Here is an 18,156-nt window from a genome sequence, read left to right as displayed (position 1 = left end):
TCCATATCGAAATTCTGATACATGAGGCAGTCATGAGCGGTGCCTCCCTCGACCTGTTCCGAAGCTTCCTCACCGTCTACCGGGCCGGTTCGGTTTCCGCCGCCGCCGATCAGCTCGGCCTGGCCCAACCCACCGTCACCGCACACATCAAGTCGCTCGAGGCCGAGCTGGAGCGGCCCCTGTTCCAGCGCATCGCCCGCGGCATGACACCCACTCCCGCCGCCGACCACCTCGCGGCGCGCATCGGCCCGGCCCTGGACGACCTCGCCCAAGCGGTCCTCCACGAACTGCACGGCCCCGGTGAAACCTTCGGTCACACAGTCCATCTCGGTGGCCCCGCCGAACTGGTCTGCACCCGCGTGCTGCCCTCGCTGGCAGGACTGGTCACGGAGGGCTTGCGGCTGCGAATCACCCTGGGACTACCCGACCAGCTGTTGGCCGATCTGTCCTCGGGCGGGCTGGACCTGGTCGTCTCCACCCTGCGCCCCCGCCGCCGCGGCCTGTCCGTCGACGCACTCACCGATGAGGAATTCGCCCTCGTCGCCGCCCCCTCCTGGACCTTCGGCGACATCGACCACGCACCCCTGATCGCCTACGCCGAGAACCTGCCGATCCTGCGCCGCTACTGGCACACCGTTTTCGACACCCGACTCACCCGCACGCCCGCCGTCGTCGTCCCCGACCTCCGCGGCGTGCTCGCCGCCGTCACCGCCGGCGCGGGCATCACCGTGCTACCCACCTACCTGTGCGCCGGCGAACTCGCGGACGGCCGACTCCACCAACTCCACCACCCGGACATCCCGCCCATCAACACGCTGTTCATCGCCACCCGCAACGGTCCCGCGCACCCCGCCATTACCGCCGTGCGCGGCCACCTCCTCCTGCACGCCGGCGGCTGGGCATGACCAACCCGAAATGGGGAGAGTGACCGTTCCGCAACGCGCGTTCGCCGAGCCGGCCGCGCCATGTGCGACGACCAAGTGATGTCGCCGGGCGACACCTGCGTCTCCCCGAACTCCGGCACCACCACGACCCACCAAGACGAACTCGCCACCGTGCAGCGCCAGCAGGACGGAGCTCCGGTCGCTCTGACGGTCGCCGTTGCCGGTGCCGTCTTCGCCGTCGGTTCGGTCGTCTTCTTGTTCACCGCCGACCGCGATCAAGACCTACCGGGCGGTTGACCGAGGCTGACCTCGGGACACCCGATACGAGTGCACTGCGCGATTTCCGGCTCGTGCCGGACCCCGGAAGTAGGCGGATGCGCCATCGTTGTTGGGGCAGTTGGGAACTCGTTGGCGTCAGCTGACTCGGCGTGCCATGCTCGCGGTGTGGATTACGGCTTGATGCCATATGCGCTGACATGGGACGACGTGGACCTGAGCCGCTATCGGTTCGACGTGGACTCCGTTCCCGAAGTCGTGAGACAGCTGCCGCCGGCTTCCGTAGTGCCGCCACGACCTTCGGGGAGCCCCGGTGATCGGCATCTGACCGACTGGGCGCATGAGGTCGGCGGCCGCGGCGCGCGCTGCCCGCGTCTATCTGGATGTCTGCTTCTTCCATCCATTCGCCGACGGCAACGCCCGATCGGCATTGCTGGCGTTGGCGTTCGTGCTGGCCCGGGACGGTATCGTGCTCGACGAAGTCGGTCCGGTCGCGCAGGTACAGCGGCCCGCGGACGACGCGGAAGGCGCTCTAGGACTCGCTGACCTGGTGGTTACGCTGATCGAGAGGACGCAGCGGCGCCTCCGCCGGGGTGCTCACGCCGTGATCGACGGGTCTTGAACCCGGTTTCGCGCCCGATCACGTGCGGGAAGGCGGCTGCTGCTGCCCACTGAGCTACGGAGGCTTCGTGACCTCGGTGGGAATCGAACCCACGTCGCCCTGAGTGAGAGTCAGGGTGCCGAACCAGCACAGCACGAAGTCATCGGTGACGTAGATCGGAGTCGAACCGACGAGGGTCCTGATTGAAAGTCAGGCTGCCCATACCGACAGAGCAACTACGCCATGGTCCGGCCGAACGATCGACACCGCAACGACGCAGCCGACATGCGCCGGACTGCGCTCGCACAGGCGGAGAGAACCGAACCCCCGGGACTCGATGCCCGCCTCCGGCTTTCGAAACCGGCTGGCCTCCACTGGCCGGAACCTTCCATCACCGCCGCCGTTTCGGCTTGCGGTGCAACTAGATTCGCAGGAGCACTGAAGCGCCGCAACTGATTTTCCGACGTGCGGATACACGAAACCTGGTTCGCCAACCGTCCGGATGGCTGCCGGGTCCACTTCCGTAACCCGGGCGAGACGTGTTGCGGAGGGCCGAAGGTCGATTCCTGCTGGTCAGGCCGCGGAGATTGCACGGAAAGTCAGAGCCGACGCTGATGTCAGAGGGCGTGGGGAGTTCCGGTATAGCGGAACGCGTCCGGCTGATATGTTCCCCGTCATGCCTCGCCGCGACGACAAGACCGTCGGCCTGATCCTCGTCACCTACCAGAGCGCAGAAGACCTGCCGCCCTTCCTGGATACCATCAACGCCGCTGTCACCCCCTATGAGCTGGACATCATCGGCGTCGACAACGTCTCCAGCGACAACAGCGCTGATCTCGTCGAGAAGTTCGGCGGCACGGTGATTCGCAACAGCCGCAACGTCGGCTTAGCCGCAGCCATCAACCAGGGCGCTGCCGTCACGACCGCGGAGTGGATTCTCGTCGCGAACCCCGACACGAAACTCGCTCCCGGGTCGATCGCCGCACTGGTCGAGACTGCCAAGGCTGACGATCGCATCGGCATGATCGGACCGCGTATCGCGCGATTGGACGGAACCCCGTATCCGAGTGGGCGCCGCTTTCCGTCATTGCTGGTCGGTATCGCTCACGCGCTCCTCGGCGGGGTGTGGCCCGACAACCCTGCCACGCGGCGCTACTTCGGTGAGCCTGTGACCGTAATCAGTGATGTGGACTGGATCTCGGGCTGCTGCATGCTCTTTCGCCGGGAGGCGTTCGACGCGGTGGGCGGTTTCGATGACCGCTATTTCCTCTACTTCGAGGAAACGAAGATGGCGCTGGACATGCACCGCGCCGACTGGCGGGTCGTTCTCGATCCGAGTGTGGAAATCCGCCACCGTGAGGGCGGGAGCATGCGTAGCGCACCGTTCCGGAAGGTACGCAGTCACCATCGCAGCGCCCTGCGCTTCTACTGCGACTACCACCAGGGGTCACCGTGGCTGGTGTTCGCTCCGCTGGTGGCAGTCGGCTTGATCGTTCGCGGTGTGCTGGCGGTGGCGCGGACTGCGGTCGTTCAGCGCCTGGGACGCGGCTAGGACGGTTGCTCGTCCAATCCGATACCAGCGCGCAGGTCGTCGAGGAGTTGGGTACCCGGCCCGACCGGCCGTAAACGCCGATGTCCACGGCAGTGCCTCGGTATCCCGGGTTTTGCGTCAGTTCACGGTCGGCGGAACGAGGAACCAGAGGTGGCTTTCGCGCAACGTAGCCGACCGTGCAAGCCGTTGAGGAGGGCCGAAGGTCGATTTTCGCCGGTCGCAGCGTCAGGTTGGCACAGAAAGTCAGTCCCGATTCGATGTGGACTGAACTTGGTGGAACGCCCACGCGTCGGCGACGATATCGCGGATATCGGGCTTCTCCGGCTGCCAGCCGAGCACATCCTGTGCGCGAGCTGATGACGCGAACAATGTGGCGGGGTCGCCAGATCTGCGGGGCGCGATCTCCAGGTCGAGGGGAAGACCGGTGACCTCGCGGATGGCGTCGATGACCTGGAGGTTGGAGAACCCGACTCCGTTGCCCAGATTGAAGATCTGATGCTCACTGGCTGTGACGGCGTCGAGTGCGAGCAGGTGGGCGTGGGCGAGGTCGGTGATGTGGATGTAGTCGCGGATGCAGGTGCCGTCGGCGGTGGGGTAGTCGTCGCCGAACAGTTGGAATTTGCGACCATCGGCTGCCGCGGCCAATGCGAGCGGGATGATGTGGGTTTCGGGGGTGTGGCGTTCGCCGATCCAAGTGCCGTCCGCGCAGTGGTGGGCGCCTGCGACGTTGAAGTAGCGCAAGCTGATGGCACCGAGGTTGGTGGCGCGGGTGAAAGAGGTGATGGCGCGGTCGATGGCGAGTTTGGTGTCGCCGTAGGTGTTGACCGGATCGGTGGGTGCTGTCTCGGTGAGTGGGAGTTCGGTGGGTTCTCCGTAGACGGCGGCGGTGGAGGAGAACACGAGTTTGTCGACGCCTGCCTCGCTCATCGCGTCGAGGAGAGCGAGGGAGGCGCGGGTGTTGTTGTCCCAGTGCCATTCTGGGTGTGCCATGGATTCACCGGCGGCGATGAGTCCGGCGAAGTGGAGGACGGCGTCGTAGCCGGCACCGGGGGTGAGGACTTGCGCGATGTCGTGGACTCGCAGCTGCACGAAGTCGGCACCTGTGGGGATTTGGGTGGCGTCGTTGCGGGAGAGGTCATCGACCACGGTGACCTGGTGTCCGGCGTCGAGCAGCAGTCGTGTCACGGTCGCGCCGACGTAGCCTGCACCCCCGGTAGCCAGCAGTTTCATGTGCGCACTTTCATCTCGAGTAGATGGTTGTGGATTTCACGCTGGTGGGCCGCGAAGTAGTCTTCCGGTCCCTCGCGCGGAGTGGTTCCGGTCCAGCCGGTGACAGAGTCCCACACTTGGCGCATGACATTAGCCAACTGCTGGGGGTCGGGTGAGGCCAGCCACGTGTAGGCGAGGTGCCGGGCGAGTCGGTGCACGCGTTGGTGGTGGCCGGCGACGATGTGTCCGTGGAGGCTGCGTGAGTAGCGGGTGCCGGTGACGGCGTCGGCGTGGACGCAGCCGTAGGCGGTGTCGAACCGGTCGAAGGCATCGGCGAGGTAGGTCCAGAACCGGCCGGGGTTCATGGGCGGTTTGGCGGGGTTGGCGCGCCAGGCGAGTTCGGTGCGCATTCGGTCGGCCACGCTCGGCGGCATCGTGTGCAGGTCGTGGTGGCAGTAGGCGCCGTCGAGCATGGCCGTCGACCGCAGGACTTTCACGCACAATCGGCTGACGGTGTGGTGGAAGTCGGCATCAGGGGCGGTGAGCCAGCGGCCCGTGCATCGTGACCAGAACCACGCTTGCGTGTAGTAGAGGAGGTTTTCGTAGGCGTCGCGGGGCATGTCGAGATGGACGGTGTCGTGTGAAGGGAGCCCGCGGTCGGTGATGGACAGGCCGATGTTCTTCACGTCGAATCCGAGCAGTGTGCCCAGTGCGCGATAGTCGGCGACCGGCATGGTCATCATGTCGACGTGCGGGAATGTCTTCTCGGCGACGGTGACGAGGTCGGCGACGGGCATCGATGGTTCATCGCCGTAGTGCACATACATGCAGTCGATGTCGCTGGCGAGGATCAGGTCGTCGCCGTGGCGGACGAAGGTCGGTTCGCCGCGGGCCAATGATCCGCCGATGATCAGCCAGTCGTCGGCGGGGACCATCGCTCCGAGGTTGAGCAGTTCGTCGGCGACGCGACGGCCGATCTGGGCGATGGCAGCGGTTTGTGGGTGGCATCGGGTGATGCGGCGGGCCAGGGCTTCATTGTTGACGGGCATCGCTGGTCTCCGTGCTGTTCGGGGCCTTCTTCGGTGTGATGACGTGGGGGCAGAATTGGCCGCAGATGGTGCAGGGGGCTCCTTCTTTGAGGCCGTGTTGGATGAACACCTGGTTGGCGAGGTCGGGGTAGAGCGCTTCGTCGGCTTGGACGGTCCAGGCGTTGGCGCGGCGGGCGACGCTCATGCGGTGCTGCCGGGCGATCTCGGAGTCGTTGCCGCGGGCGACCTCGAGGGCGGTGATCGCGACGTGTGCCATGCGCAGGGCTGTGGCGGTATCGGCTGCGGTGGGCATGGCGTAGTGCTCGTTGTGGGTGATGGAGGCGAACATGTCACCGCCGCAGGCGCCGGCGGTGGCGATGCCGAGGGTGTTGACGGTGTCGTCGAGGGTGACGGCGTTGTCGAGCACCATGGGGCCGGCGAGCCACAGGGGTGCGCCACCGAGCGCGGATTTGTAGGCGGGGACGAGTTCCGGGATGCGGTGCAGGGGCATGTGTCCGCCGGTTTCGCACAACACTTGCACTCCGCCTCGGAGGATTTCCTTGCGCAGCTCGGCTTGCAGTTGGATTTCGGCCCACTTCAGGTCGTCGCCGGCGTCGTGGGCGCAGCCGGGCCGGAAGATGTCTCCGAGATCGAGGGTGACGCCGGTGCGGCGGCAGATGTCGATGATGCCGTCGAGGTATTCGACGAGCGGGTTTTCGCAGTGGTGTAGCCGCATGTAGCGGGCGATGAGGCCACCGCCTCGCGATGTGGTCGGCATGACGCGGTCGGAGCGTGTCATACGGTCGGCGAGGGCTGGTGTCATGCCGATATGGATGAGGACGAAGTCGAGTAGCCCGCCGGCGAGACCGTTCTCGAAGCGGTCGAGGAATTCGGTGCGCGACAGCCGTTTACGGGGGTTGGTGAACAGGTCGTAGGTCAGGCATGCGGCCAGGGGGACGTTGACGATGTCTTTGAGTTCGTGGCGCAGCGCGACCCCGGCGGGATTGGTGGTGAGGTCCATGATCGCGTCGGGGCGGGCCGCGAGGATGACGTTCATTGTCTGCGTGATCGCGTCCCGGTCGGTGTCGCGGGGTCCGAGCCCGATCAATGCGGTGACCTTCGCGCGGGTGCCGGACCCGATCAGGGTGGGCGTGAACGCGCTGCTGTGGCGGCTGGTCGAGCATCGGGGGAAGACGAGCGTTCCAGCCTGGATGCGTTTTTCGGCGTCGATGGGGTCGATGTTCTCGGTGGCGCACGCTGTGAGGAACTGTTCGTCTGTGCTCAGAGACATCTTCTGCCTTTCTGGGGAGCGTGGTGTGGCGTCGGGGTTAGGGCGTCATATCGGAGACGGCGGTGGTGAGGTGGTCGAGGACGGCGACGGGGTCGAATCCCATGGCGCGCAGCTGGTTCGCGGGGAATGTGGTGGGTCGGTTGTGCCAGACGAGGAGGAGATGTTCGGGTCCGACGAGGCGTGTGCCTGCGGCGGCGGCGAGTTCGACGGCTGCCTGGAACAGGTGTTGCAGTTCCGGGTTGGGGGCCGAGATCTCGGAGGTGTTGTCCTCGTTGGTCATTGAGCGGGGTTCCTTTCGTGGGTGTCGCATTCGGGGTGGGGGAGTCGGCGCCAGCCGCGGGTGTTGTGTGGAGCTTCTGTCGATGGCGCACATGGCTTAGCCCAAAGGAACGCCAGTAGGACGTGTTCTGGAGCGACCTGTCGTCTGCCGGCTGCTCGCCTGCGGAGTGCGGGAGCGGGTATCACGCAGTGTGTGGTTTAGGTGCCGGAGATCCGTCCGCATCGTGCTCGGCCGTCGGGGTGCATCTTTCCCGCTCCTCCAGCACCTTCCACCACAGTTCCTTCTGGGCCGGGAACAGAGTGAAGCACTTTCCCAAGTCGGTCTTTTTCATGCGGCATGGGTAGGTCTCGTGCTGCGCTCTGTGCAGCGACCACGGTGGCGATGCCATCGACGATCCGCCACCAAGCGGTGCCGACGGGGTGCATGGTGGAGCGGGTTACAGGTCCGGGTTCGATCACCGGACGTCCTCGGGGGTGACGTCGATGATCGCTGGTAAAGCAAGGAGGGCGAGCGCGTCCCGCGTTCCACGTTCGAGTTCGTCGAGTTCGTCAGCGGTGACGGGCCAGCCGTCCTCGCCGACGGGCCAGATGCCGTCGTCGCGGTGATGAAAGGAGATCGGGCCGCCGTCCCGGCCGTGGGCGGATTTCTCGTTCACAGGGGCCACGCTGCTGGCATGAGTTTTCCCTGACCCACCAGAGTCATGTAGGCAACAGATTTGGTGATGCACTCGCCGACGCGGCAGTCGATGTGGACTTGCATCGCTCTGTGGGGATGTCGTTGTGCCCATTCTGGGCTGGAACAACTGAGCATCTGCCGGACTGTGACAGCGTTAGCATCCCGTGGGATGTCGGTTACTTCCACTGGCCTTCTCCGTCTCCTCAGCACGCAGCACTGGTGGATAGCACCCGGTGCCGGGGACTTGACGCCTCTTCGGGGCGGCTGCTGGTATTGCGATGGGTTGTCGCCATCCCGGCACCGGGGCTGCGCTAAGCGTGCGATGGATCTGGCACCGGAACTGGCACACTTTGTGCCAGTCTGGAGTTGGGGGATGCGATGGAATCGAGGGGTGATGGCGAACGAGCCGACCGGCATAGGGGAGCGCGTAGCGCAGGCACGGAAGTTGCGTGGCTGGAGCCAGGGTGAGTTGGCGCGTCGGGCCGATGTGTCCGAATCGCTCATCTCGAAGGTGGAACAGGGTAGGCGCGGGGCAACGTCGGCGGTGATCGCTTCGTGTGCGAAGGCTCTGGGTACTAGCAGCGCGGAACTGTGCGGACAGCCTTTACCGGCGAAGACGCATGTAGATCGGGAAATCCATGCCGCGGTTGCGCTGGTTCGTAGCGAGCTTGCCGCCTATGACATCGATGCTCCGAACATAGAGGTGCGCCCGCTAGCGGCACTATCCGACCGGGTGCGGGAGGTTCGAGGGTTCCGGCGTGCTGCTGCCGCCCCGAAGTTGGCAGTCGTACTGCCTGCATTGCTGACAGAGTTGCGCGCAGCTGTTCACCGATCGTCCGGAACGGAACGCGACAACGCGCTGAGTCTGCTGTGCGAGCTGTATTACGGCTCCCATAGCCTTGCCCACAAGCTCGGCTATACGGATCTGGCTGCCATCGCGATCGATCGGATGACTTGGGCTGCACGGGAGTGCGGTAGTCCATTATGGACGGCGACGAGTCAGTTCCACCGTGCCGCATTGCTCACCGCCGCTGGCGATTGGAACGCAGCGCTAGTGTTCCTGGAGCGGTGCCGCACCGACATCGAACCGCGCCTGGGTGCTGGTGTGAATCACGATTTGGTGGCCTGGGGAGGGCTGCACTTGCAGTCTGGTCTTGCTGCGGCCCGCTCGGGCGCGCGAGATCTGGCCGACTCACATTTGTCCGAGGCGCGTGAAACCGCCTACCGGATCGGCACGGACAGCGATCCGATCCTGTCGTTCGGACCAACCAACGTGGGGATCTGGAATGTTGCCCTGGCTGTCGAGATGATGGACGGCACAGAGGCATTGACTCGGGCGCGCGGAGTCACCATTCCGCCGACGACGCCGCGTGAGAGGTCAGGGCACCACCACATCGACATGGCCCGAGCGTGGCTACTGCACGGCGACCGCCGGGCGGCGTTCGATTCCCTCCAGACGGCCCGCAGGATTGCGCCGTCGCAGACTCGCTACCACCCCATGGTTCACGAAACTCTGCGAGTTCTCGGATTGGCCGATGCGAGAAGTACCGAGACGCTGCGCGGGTTCGCGGCATGGTGCGGGATCAGCTAGCCGAGCGCGGGAGTCCTTTGTCCGAGGCGGGGGAGAGGAACTCGACGCGGAACGAGTCGACGAACTCCTCACGCTTGCTGAGGAAGTGCTTGGTGTGTGGCTGACGTTCATGCTCTTCGAAGGCGGCGCGGTCCGCGTAGACCTCGTAGAAGACTCGTGCCAAGGGCTCGCCCTCGACCGTGTGGGTCGCGTAGACAAGGGTTCCGGGTTCGTGTTCGATGATGCCCTTGACCGTTTCGGCGACGAGCTCATCGAAGGCGGCAGTCGCCTCAGCGTGCAGATTGAACCTGACAACAAGAGCGAACATTCGCCGAGGGTACCGCCTGATTGGCTAGTAGGTCCGATTTCTCGTGCGCGATCTTCTGAAGGGGTTGTAGGCGTATTTCGTCTTTGACCAGCGCGAGACAATCAATGTGTGAGTGAATCCGGCAGCCGCGACATAGTCGACGAAATCGACGCGCTCGTCGACTGGCAGTTGACGAAAGAACCGTCTGGCTACGACTTCAGCGTGAACCAGGCGAAATGCCCACACGCATGGTGCGACGCCGACTTCCACGGGCTGCCGATCACCACACGCATGCGGTTGATGCGCCGCAGCGGCCGGATGGACCCCGAATACCGGTACGCCGAAGATCGCCGCCGGCAGGGCCACGAAGCCTTGTCCGATGACAACGACTGTGCGGGGACCGGCGGTGCGTGCTCGCGTGATGGAGGCGCTGTTCATCGCGGCTACTCGGTGCTCTCGGTGCGGATAGTGCCCACCAGGCGTGTCAGGAGATCGACCGGGTCGAATCCCATGACGCGCAGCGGTTAAGTCGGGGTGTTACCTCCTCGACTCGCCGTTGGATAGAGGGCGTGCCCAGCGCGATCGACCGACCGTCACACACTCCAGGAGCCGTCCGGGTTTTGCGTCAGTTCACGGTCGGCGGAACGAGGAACCAGAGGACCTATCAGCTGGTTCAGTTCGCCATCTGTCATCGTTCCGCCGTGTCCGAGGCCCACCCAGTTGGACGACTCTTTGAGCGACATCAGGGAGATTTCGAAGGCATGGAACAGATAGCTGGCGAGCTGGATGTTCGGGATCGACCCGAGCTCTTCTAACAACCAGGTGCCGACTTCGGCTGGAGTATCTCCTCGCTGAGCTCGCGTTCGCAGCTCACCGACGATGCGCTCGCTGTCACGCACTACGAACACCTCTCTCGGCTGCGCCGCCATCGTGGCGAAATCGTCGGTAAGTGTATCCCGATCTTCGATCCGTCGACATCCGATGCTGTCGCATAGCGGTCGTCGAGCAGGCGTTCTCAGATCTCCGGATGGAAATCAACGGTGCGTCGGCGTGGCGAGCACCGATGTGCTTGCGGGTGGGCGGGTTCGCTTGACGTCGGCGCGGCGCTCTGCGGGGAAGCGTTGGAAAGTGGTGACCTGCTCGTTTCGTTCCGCCGGTGTATTCGGTGTTACCAGTTGCGAGGTCTGCGACCCATCTCCCGGTGCCGAGCCGGTGGCGGTCGCAGGCGCCTACAGCGAGCCGCCGCGCGAGGCGGGTAGCCGGATCGGTATCGTCCGATACATGCGTATCGGACTGTCGATCAATTACACCGACGGTTTCAAGGAGGTGGCGGCTGAGGTCGCTGATCTGGAGCGGGCCGGGCTCGATGTGGTCTTCGTGCCGGAGGCGTACTCGTTCGACGCCGTGAGCGCGCTGGGGTATCTGGCGGCGAAGACCGAGCGGGTGCAGTTGGCGTCGGGGATTCTGCAGCTGTACACCCGGACGCCCACGTTGACGGCTATGACGGCGGCGGGGCTCGACTATGTGTCGGACGGGCGGTATGTGCTCGGGTTGGGGGCTTCGGGGCCGCAGGTGATCGAGGGATTCCACGGGGTGCCCTATGACGCGCCGATCGGGCGGACGCGGGAGGTGCTCGAGATCTGCCGGAAGGTGTGGCGGCGGGAGCGGCTGGAGTACCAGGGGAAGTACTACACGGTTCCGCTGCCCGAGGGGCGGGGGACCGGGCTGGGCAAGCCGCTGAAGCTGATCAATCATCCGGTGCGCGAACGCATTCCGGTGCTGCTGGCGGCGCTCGGGCCGAAGAACGTGGAGCTGGCCGCGGAAATGGCGGAGGGGTGGCAGCCGATCTTCTTCCTGCCCGAGAAGGCCGACGCGGTGTGGGGCGACGCGGTGAAAGCCGGTCTCGCCAAACGGGATCCGGAGCTGGGCAAGCTGGATGTGTACGCCGGTCCGGCGCTGGCCATCGGTGACGACGTGGAGCCGCTGCGGGAATGGGTGAAGCCGCATCTGGCGCTCTACATCGGCGGTATGGGCGCGAAGGGGAAGAACTTCTACCACAGCCTCGCCACCAAGTACGGGTACGGCGCGGAAGCCGACCGCATCCAGGAGCTCTACCTCGCGGGGAAGAAGGAAGAGGCCGTCAAGGTGGTCCCCGACGACCTGGTGCGCGATGTGAGCCTGATCGGGTCGGCCGGATTCGTGAAGGAGCGGATCGCGGCCTTCCGCGAGGCGGGCGTCACCGTGCTCAATGTGGTCCCCATGGCGGGTACGCCCGCCGAGCGGGTGAAGCTCATCGAACAGCTGCGCGATCTGGTCTGAGCGCCGCACGCCCGACGAATAACGACCGTGCGCCCGCCAGTTGGCGGGCGCACGGTCGTTTCACGAGCTGACACCGGTCGTTGTCGTCGCCAGCGGCCACCGATTCGCGTGTGCCGCGCGGTCGTCGGCATGACGGGGCGTCGTTCCCGGGAAGGGCGGGCGATCGGTGGTACCTCCGCCCGCCGGGACGAGTGGACCGCGGTGCCGACGGGGGCATCCGGGGGCGGTGCGGCCCGGCGGACCCGTCCGGTCAGTTGGGTCGGAGCGAAGCCAGGGCTTCGTCGAGCGTGGGGAACAGGGCGAAGACCTGGTCCAGGTTGGTCATCTTGAGCTGGCGGCCGGTGGCGGGACCGTCGGCCACGACGGCGATCCGGGTTTCACCGGCGCGCTGATGGGCGGCCACCAGGGCCGCCATCCCCGCCGAGGCGAGGAAGCTGACCTCGGTCAGATCGATCACGAGCGCCGCGGGTTTGCCGCCCAGCGTCGCATCGATGGCGTTCTCGAGCGCGGGGGCGGTAGCCAGATCGACCTCGCCGGCCACGGTGAGCACGGTCGCTTCGTCGCGCACCGAGACCGTGGTGGTCATCGTGTCGGCGAGGGGATACGCGTCTCCGGAAGTGTTGGTCACATCAGAACAATCTGCCATGAACGGTCCTTTCCCGCTGCATCGTCGGCCACATCGGTATCGGATCGGTAGCCGGGCTCGTGGGGAAATACCCAGCTACCGCGGCATTTCGGCGGATACACCGCGGTGTGGTGGCGCAATCGTGCCGCTCATAGGCGACTCGCCGCCGCGGAGAACGACACCGCGGGCAGCCGCACCACCATCCGGACCCGGGTACCCGGCCCGCCGTGGTCGATATCGAGTTTGTCGGTGAGCGCCTGCATCATGGCGATACCGCGCCCGCGGTGTCCGGGATCGGCGGGCAGCGGCCGCCACACGCCGGTGTCGCAGACATCGATGGTGACGGTGTCCATCCCCGATTCGGCGAGCAGTTCCACCCGTGCCGGGCGCCCACCCAGGTAGGCGTGTTCGATGCTGTTGCTGCACGCCTCGTTGGCGGCGGCGATGATGTCGGTGGCGATCTCCTGTGGAACCGCCGCCGAATCCAGCCACGCCTCGAGCCTACGCCGCATCGCGGCCAGTTCACCGGGAGCGGCGGGGAAATCCAGGCGCAGCGGCGCCGGTGGCTGCCGGTAGACCACCATGGCGACGTCGTCGTCGTACCCCCCGGCGGGGCGCAATCGTGACAGCACCGAATCGGCCACTTCGCGCGGCATCTGCCCGGCAACCCCGGACAGTTCGTCGGCCAGTTCCACGAACCGTTCGTCGATATCGACGCCGCGCTGTTCGACCAGCCCGTCGGTGAACAGCACCAGGGTGGATCCCGGGGCCATCGGCGTGGTGGCCTCGGGTCGGCGCGGCGGATCGAAGGTGGCCAACGGTACCGACCGGCCGCCTTCCAGTAGGCGGCCTCGACTGCCCGGTTCGGCGAGCACCGGCGGCATATGTCCGGCACTGGAGTAGCGCACCAGGCCGCGCACCGGATCCAGGATGGCCGCGCACACCGTGGTGCACATGGCCCCCGGAATACGCGCGGCCACGGTGTCCAGTTCGGCCAGCAGTTGCGCCGGTCCGGCCCCGCGCAGCAGCAATGCCCGTGCGGCGGTGCGCAATTGACCCATCACCACGGCCGCCGAGAGCCCACGCCCGACACAGTCGCCGACCACCACGCCCATGGTGCCGTCCTCGAGGCGCACGACGTCGTACCAGTCGCCGCCGATCTCCAAGGGCGGCAACGCCGGTTCGTAGTGCACGGAGAAGCGCGGCGGCAGCTCGATGGGGCCGAGCATGGCCCGTTGTAGCGTCAGCGAGGTGGAACGCGCCTGATCGAAGTTGCGCGCCCGCTGCACCGCCAGACTCAGATGCCCGACCAGCAGCGAGAACAGCGCCCAGTCACCCGGGCTGATGGCACGCGGTGCGGCGAAGCGCAGCCACAGCGCCGAATCCCCGGTCTCACCCAGCGGCGCGACGATCCCCTCGGAGCTGGACGCGCCCTCCGGAATCGCGAACATGCTGCGCCCCGGCCGCAGCCGGGCCCGGTCCAGCAGCGCCCGCGCCCGTGCGTCCAATACCTGACGGGATTCGCCGGTGCGCGGATTGTCCTCGGAGACATACAGTTCCGGCCCGGTATGGCGGTACGGCCACACCGACACCACCGCCGACTCCGCGCCGACGGTATGCCGCAGCTCCTCCAGCCCGACCGTGAGTACCTCCACCACACTGGTGGCCGCGCCCACCGCGGTGGCCAGCCGCGACACCGCCTGATCGCGGGCCTGCGCATCGTGCTCGGCGGTGACATCGCGAATGGTGCCGACGAAGATCCGTTCCCCGTCTTCGGGTTTGACCAGTGACGAGGTGCTCACCGCCAGCCACAGCCGCCGCCCGTCGCGATGTCGCACCGGCATGACGAACCGGGCCGCGTCGGTGCCCAGGTCCGGATAGCGCGGCCCGTCCGGCACCGACCACGGATGCGGCAGCGGATACGGTGCGCCGTCGGGGCCGTAACCGGTCAGCGCGCCGAAGGCCGAATTCACCTCCACCAGCGTGCCATTCGAGTCCACCACGAAGAAGCCGTCCTGGAGCGACTCCACCAGGGCGGTGCGGAAGGCGTCGCGACCGGCGAGATCCTCGGCGCGGGAACGTTCCGCCTCGTAGCGGCGCGCCCCGTCCAGGAAGCCGCGGGTGGCCACATCCAGCGCCGCCATGGTCTGGAGCAGGAATTCCAGTGCGGCGTCGGCACGTTCGTCGTGCGCGGCGGGCAGCAGCCCCTCGTCCTCCAGGATGCGGAAGTGATGTTCGGTGAGGTCGAGGATGCTGACACCCTCCACCAGGGCGCGCCGGCCCAATTCGTAGCCCTCGTTGAGGGTGGTCTGATTGGGTGCGCGCAGGTGCTGGCGGAGCGCGCCGGTGTACGCCGCGCGGAAGGCGGCCAGCACCGCACTCACGGCGTCGGCCCCGTGTGCCCGCGGTGCCGCGCGGCGAGAACGAGCGCGTCGTCGGTGTCCTTGGCGTGCTCGGCCAGAATCTCCGCGGTGATCTCGGCGGTCGGCTTGGCCAGGTCGATGCCGTCGGCGTAATCGGGCACGATGCCGTCGGTGGACATGAGCAGCAGGTCACCGGGCCGCACGGCCACCGTCTGCGCCTGCAGATTCGGCGGCAGCAGATAGCCGACGATCCCGCCGACCAGCAGCGCCGCCGCCCGCACCGCCGGTTTGCCGGGAGCCGCGGCGACAATGCGGGATTCGACATTGCCGACCCCGAGCCACTGCACCTTCTCACCGGAGTCGAGCAGCGCCAGCGAGACCGCCGCGCCGCGGGTGTCGGCCATGGCGCGATGACACAGCAGCATCAGCACGTCCAGGGGTTCGGCCCGATTCTCCGACAGCACCTGGGCCGCCCGGTCGGCCGCGTCGGCCGCGGCCGCGCCGTGCCCGAGTCCGTCCATCACCGCGAACAGCACCGAATCGCCGCCCGCGTCGAGTATCACCGACCGATCGCCGGAGACTCGCTGCCCGGGTAGCGCCCGTCCGGCGACCGCCCATTCCACCGCACCGATGAATCCGTCGTCATGCACCGGTGGGCACCCACTTCCACATCTCCACGAGCGTGCCGTGGCCGGGGGTGGACTCGATGATCAGCTTGTCCATGAGTCGTCGTGCGCCCGGCAATCCGAGCCCGAGGCCGCGGCCGGTGGAGTAGCCGTCCTCCAGGGCCCGCGGGATGTCGAGGATGCCCGGGCCTTGATCCTGTGCCTGTACCACCAGTGCCCGGCGGCCTTCCTTGTCGGTCACCGACAGCCGGATCTCCCCGCTGCCTGCGTAACTCGTGATATTGCGGGCTACCTCCGAGATGGCGGTGGAGATCATGGTGATGTCGGTGAGCGAGAACCCGTGCTCCAGCGCGAGTTCCCGCCCGGCCTGCCGTGCGGTGACGATGTCGTTGGACTCTTTCACCGCGATCACCACGTAGTCAGCGGCCACGATCACGACCGTCTCGCTGGCGGCGGGTATCGAGTTTGATGTTCAACCAGGCCAAACCCTCCTCCAGATCGAGGGCGGTGTGCATGTCCTCGAAGGTGAGTCCGAGCTGAACCATGGCGAACGCGACTTCGGGCTGCAAACCGACGATGACCGTCTCCGCACCCCGCAGCTTGGTCATGTGGGCGATGGTACGCAGCGATCTGGCCGCGAAGGAGTCCATCACGTCGATTGCCGTGACATCGACGATGATTCCCTGCGCTCGGTACTTGCTGACGTACTTCATCAGGTCGTCCTGCAAGCGCTCGGTGTCGGCGTCGGTGAGGGCGGACTGCACCGACGCGATGAGGTAGGTCCCCTGTTTCAGAATGGGTACCGGCATGAGCGGGCCCGGTCTACCTTCCGTCGCGGTCGGCGGTGACGCGCGACACCTCGTAGCCGAGCAGCCGCTCCGCTTCCTCGATACCACCCTGCAGGTCGCCGACGGCGTTCATCTTGGACAGATCCAGGCCGATGGTGACGAGGGTCAGGGCGATCTCCGAGGACAGGCCGGTGATGATGACATTGGCACCCATCAGGCCCGAGGCGTCGACGGTCTGCACCAAATGGTTGGCCACGGTCGAGTCGATCGCGGGCACACCGGTGATGTCGATGACGACCACCTTGGCGCGATTGGCGCGTATCGCCCGCAATAGCTGTTCGGTCAGCTGCCGGGCGCGCTGCGAGTCCAGCACGCCGATGATCGGGAGGATGAGCAGCTGCTCGCGCACCTGGAGAACGGGCGTGGACAGCTCGCGGATGGCCTCCTGCTGCTGGCGGATGACGCGTTCGCGCTCCTGCACGAAGGACACGCCCACGGTGTTGGCGATGCGGTTGGCCGCGGGCTCGTAGGCGTCGAGCACCTGGTTCAGCAGCTCGAAGTTCGACTGGTACTTCTCGAACAGCGAGCGCGCCAGCACATCTCGCAGCAACAGCACGATGCCGAGGACCTCGTCGGTCTCGACTCCTCTGGGAATGATGCGCTCGGACAGGTCGCGGGCGTACGCCTGCAGCGCCTCGACGCTGCCGGTCTCGAGAACCTCGACGTAGTTGTCGAAGATCGAGGTGGCCTCGGAGAAGATCTCCTCCGGAGTCATGGCGGTCAGCAGCTGGGCGTCCGTGATACGGCGGGCCCACTCCTCGCGCAGCTCGGTGCGATTCTGCCGCAGGTGTTCGACCAGCTGTGGAAGCAGGTTGTCGACGGACCCCGCGGGCAGTGAATCCGCCGGAAGGCCGATGGACACGTCGGACATGGAAACTCCTGCCCCTTTCACTAAGGCCAGGTTCGGGTGCTCGGTGTGCGCTCGGTTGCCGACAGTCTGCGTGGAACACAGGACAGAGCAGCCGTTGCCGAGCCTAGTCTTACCCAATACCCGATGCGGGCGAAACCAAACACGGGCGGGGGTGGAGAAATCGTCAGGCGGAATGACGGTTCCGCGGTTGTTGCTGGGCCGATGGTCTTCGATGGTGGTCCAGCAGTGTGTCGTAGATATCGGCCAGGGCCGCCAGCTGGTCGCGGTCCAGCACGTCGATCATGTGCCGGCGCACGCTGTCGACGTGGGCGGGAGCGGCGGATTCCAGCACCTGCGCGCCCTTGTCGGTGAGGACGGCGGCGGTGCGGCGGGCATCGTCGGGAATGGACTCCCGGGCCACCAGGCCGCGCTTCTCCATGCGGGTGATCTGGTGGGACAGGCGGCTCTGCGACCACTCCAGGACCGCGGCCAGTTCGGCGAAACTGCGGCGGTGGTCGGGCGCGTCGGCGAGGCGGGCCAGCACGGTGTACTCGACATAGGTGAGATCGGACTCGCGTAGGGAGTCCCGGCCGACCGCGGCGGCGATCAGGTCGCGGGTGAAGACGAAGCCGAGCCAGGCGCGCCGCTCGACCTCGTCGAGCCAACGGGTCTCGGTCACGGTTCCCCTCCCGGGTTCTGAAGTCATGCTATTCCCTCCCCACCGCAGACGGCCGCATCATGGACAGGTAACACCGTGTGGGTTGAAGGTGCAACCTTTGCATGGTTCGCAGAGATAAGGTTTGCCTTAGACGCGGCGTCGGCGGCGTGCTGGCTAGGCTCTCCGGTGCTTCA

21 protein-coding genes and 2 tRNA genes are annotated in these 18,156 nt (G+C 66.3%); 7 read left to right on the top strand and 16 right to left on the bottom strand.

From position 1 onward, the window contains the following. Positions 1-32: 32 nt before the first annotated feature. The 3 genes from QMO76_RS30655 to QMO76_RS30645 all read left to right on the top strand — a co-directional run bounded on the left by QMO76_RS30655 (position 33) and on the right by QMO76_RS30645 (position 1,782). Positions 33-905, top strand: a complete 873-nt coding sequence (locus QMO76_RS30655; RefSeq protein ID WP_306364836.1) for a LysR family transcriptional regulator — start codon at positions 33-35, stop codon at positions 903-905. Positions 906-965: 60 nt separating this feature from the next. Next, positions 966-1,181 carry a hypothetical protein gene (locus QMO76_RS30650; RefSeq protein WP_306364835.1) on the top strand — a complete coding sequence of 72 codons (216 nt, stop codon included), beginning with the start codon at positions 966-968 and terminating at the stop codon, positions 1,179-1,181. A gap of 319 nt (positions 1,182-1,500) precedes the next feature. Then, positions 1,501-1,782 (top strand): Fic family protein, encoded by a 282-nt coding sequence (locus QMO76_RS30645; RefSeq protein WP_306364834.1) that lies wholly within the window; start codon positions 1,501-1,503, stop codon positions 1,780-1,782. A 68-nt stretch (positions 1,783-1,850) separates the two neighbouring features. On the opposite strand, the gene QMO76_RS30640 is transcribed toward QMO76_RS30645, so the two are convergent. Both QMO76_RS30640 and QMO76_RS30635 read right to left on the bottom strand, forming a co-directional pair. Then, positions 1,851-1,923: transfer RNA gene (locus tag QMO76_RS30640), tRNA-Glu, on the bottom strand. Positions 1,924-1,928: 5 nt separating this feature from the next. Further along, a tRNA-Glu gene (locus tag QMO76_RS30635) sits at positions 1,929-2,004 on the bottom strand. Positions 2,005-2,437: 433 nt separating this feature from the next. Here QMO76_RS30635 and QMO76_RS30630 point away from each other — a divergent pair. Next, on the top strand, positions 2,438-3,313 hold the full coding sequence (locus tag QMO76_RS30630) for a glycosyltransferase family 2 protein (protein ID WP_306364833.1): 876 nt from the start codon (positions 2,438-2,440) through the stop codon (positions 3,311-3,313). A 243-nt stretch (positions 3,314-3,556) separates the two neighbouring features. Here QMO76_RS30630 and galE read toward each other — a convergent pair whose 3' ends face one another. From galE to QMO76_RS30605, 5 genes are all read right to left on the bottom strand, one after another. Further along, positions 3,557-4,543, bottom strand: a complete 987-nt coding sequence (galE, locus tag QMO76_RS30625; protein WP_306364832.1) for a UDP-glucose 4-epimerase GalE — start codon at positions 4,541-4,543, stop codon at positions 3,557-3,559. After that, a complete protein-coding gene (locus tag QMO76_RS30620) occupies positions 4,540-5,571 on the bottom strand; it encodes a hypothetical protein (protein WP_306364831.1) in 1,032 nt (343 codons plus the stop codon). Before QMO76_RS30620 ends, galE begins: the two co-directional genes overlap by 4 nt. After that, the gene (locus QMO76_RS30615) at positions 5,555-6,841 is read right to left on the bottom strand and encodes a phosphomethylpyrimidine synthase ThiC (protein WP_306364830.1); all 1,287 of its coding nucleotides are present in this window, start codon (positions 6,839-6,841) and stop codon (positions 5,555-5,557) included. The genes QMO76_RS30620 and QMO76_RS30615 overlap by 17 nt, the downstream gene beginning before the upstream one ends. A gap of 37 nt (positions 6,842-6,878) precedes the next feature. Further along, on the bottom strand, positions 6,879-7,121 hold the full coding sequence (locus QMO76_RS30610; protein ID WP_306364829.1) for a Clp protease N-terminal domain-containing protein: 243 nt from the start codon (positions 7,119-7,121) through the stop codon (positions 6,879-6,881). A gap of 454 nt (positions 7,122-7,575) precedes the next feature. Beyond that, a complete protein-coding gene (locus QMO76_RS30605; RefSeq protein WP_306364828.1) occupies positions 7,576-7,776 on the bottom strand; it encodes a hypothetical protein in 201 nt (66 codons plus the stop codon). 414 nt (positions 7,777-8,190) lie between these two features. Between QMO76_RS30605 and QMO76_RS30600 the strand changes: the two genes are divergently transcribed. Next, entirely contained in the window at positions 8,191-9,387 is a 1,197-nt protein-coding gene (locus QMO76_RS30600) for a helix-turn-helix domain-containing protein (protein WP_306364873.1), read from the top strand. Here the strand turns inward: QMO76_RS30600 and QMO76_RS30595 are convergent. After that, entirely contained in the window at positions 9,380-9,694 is a 315-nt protein-coding gene (locus QMO76_RS30595) for a putative quinol monooxygenase (protein WP_306364827.1), read from the bottom strand. The two genes, QMO76_RS30600 and QMO76_RS30595, sit on opposite strands and share 8 nt — an antisense overlap. A gap of 108 nt (positions 9,695-9,802) precedes the next feature. On the opposite strand from QMO76_RS30595, the gene QMO76_RS30590 reads away from it, so the two are divergent. Continuing rightward, positions 9,803-10,201, top strand: a complete 399-nt coding sequence (locus tag QMO76_RS30590) for a hypothetical protein (RefSeq protein WP_306364826.1) — start codon at positions 9,803-9,805, stop codon at positions 10,199-10,201. Between the two features lie 65 nt (positions 10,202-10,266). Here the strand turns inward: QMO76_RS30590 and QMO76_RS30585 are convergent, their stop codons facing one another. Beyond that, the gene (locus QMO76_RS30585) at positions 10,267-10,572 is read right to left on the bottom strand and encodes a hypothetical protein (protein WP_306364825.1); all 306 of its coding nucleotides are present in this window, start codon (positions 10,570-10,572) and stop codon (positions 10,267-10,269) included. Positions 10,573-10,954: 382 nt separating this feature from the next. Between QMO76_RS30585 and QMO76_RS30580 the strand changes: the two genes are divergently transcribed. Further along, a complete protein-coding gene (locus QMO76_RS30580) occupies positions 10,955-11,992 on the top strand; it encodes an LLM class F420-dependent oxidoreductase (RefSeq protein ID WP_306364824.1) in 1,038 nt (345 codons plus the stop codon). Between the two features lie 250 nt (positions 11,993-12,242). On the opposite strand, the gene QMO76_RS30575 is transcribed toward QMO76_RS30580, so the two are convergent. The 7 genes from QMO76_RS30575 to QMO76_RS30545 form a co-directional block, all read right to left on the bottom strand. Beyond that, positions 12,243-12,578, bottom strand: a complete 336-nt coding sequence (locus QMO76_RS30575; RefSeq protein ID WP_306364823.1) for an STAS domain-containing protein — start codon at positions 12,576-12,578, stop codon at positions 12,243-12,245. A 188-nt stretch (positions 12,579-12,766) separates the two neighbouring features. After that, the gene (locus QMO76_RS30570) at positions 12,767-15,001 is read right to left on the bottom strand and encodes a SpoIIE family protein phosphatase (protein WP_306364822.1); all 2,235 of its coding nucleotides are present in this window, start codon (positions 14,999-15,001) and stop codon (positions 12,767-12,769) included. Further along, positions 14,998-15,630, bottom strand: coding sequence for a SpoIIE family protein phosphatase (locus tag QMO76_RS30565; protein WP_306364821.1), 633 nt, complete (start codon positions 15,628-15,630; stop codon positions 14,998-15,000). Before QMO76_RS30565 ends, QMO76_RS30570 begins: the two co-directional genes overlap by 4 nt. Next, positions 15,623-16,036 (bottom strand): anti-sigma regulatory factor, encoded by a 414-nt coding sequence (locus tag QMO76_RS30560; protein WP_306364820.1) that lies wholly within the window; start codon positions 16,034-16,036, stop codon positions 15,623-15,625. The genes QMO76_RS30565 and QMO76_RS30560 overlap by 8 nt, the downstream gene beginning before the upstream one ends. Next, on the bottom strand, positions 16,026-16,415 hold the full coding sequence (locus QMO76_RS30555; RefSeq protein ID WP_029923541.1) for an STAS domain-containing protein: 390 nt from the start codon (positions 16,413-16,415) through the stop codon (positions 16,026-16,028). The genes QMO76_RS30560 and QMO76_RS30555 overlap by 11 nt, the downstream gene beginning before the upstream one ends. A gap of 13 nt (positions 16,416-16,428) precedes the next feature. Further along, the gene (locus QMO76_RS30550; protein WP_306364819.1) at positions 16,429-17,325 is read right to left on the bottom strand and encodes an STAS domain-containing protein; all 897 of its coding nucleotides are present in this window, start codon (positions 17,323-17,325) and stop codon (positions 16,429-16,431) included. A gap of 163 nt (positions 17,326-17,488) precedes the next feature. Continuing rightward, the gene (locus tag QMO76_RS30545) at positions 17,489-17,983 is read right to left on the bottom strand and encodes a MarR family winged helix-turn-helix transcriptional regulator (protein ID WP_306364818.1); all 495 of its coding nucleotides are present in this window, start codon (positions 17,981-17,983) and stop codon (positions 17,489-17,491) included. Positions 17,984-18,156 lie beyond the last annotated feature (173 nt).

The organism is Nocardia sp. CC227C (assembly GCF_030767025.1).
GTDB lineage: Bacteria > Actinomycetota > Actinomycetes > Mycobacteriales > Mycobacteriaceae > Nocardia.
This window is presented reverse-complemented; position numbering and strand designations above follow the sequence as displayed.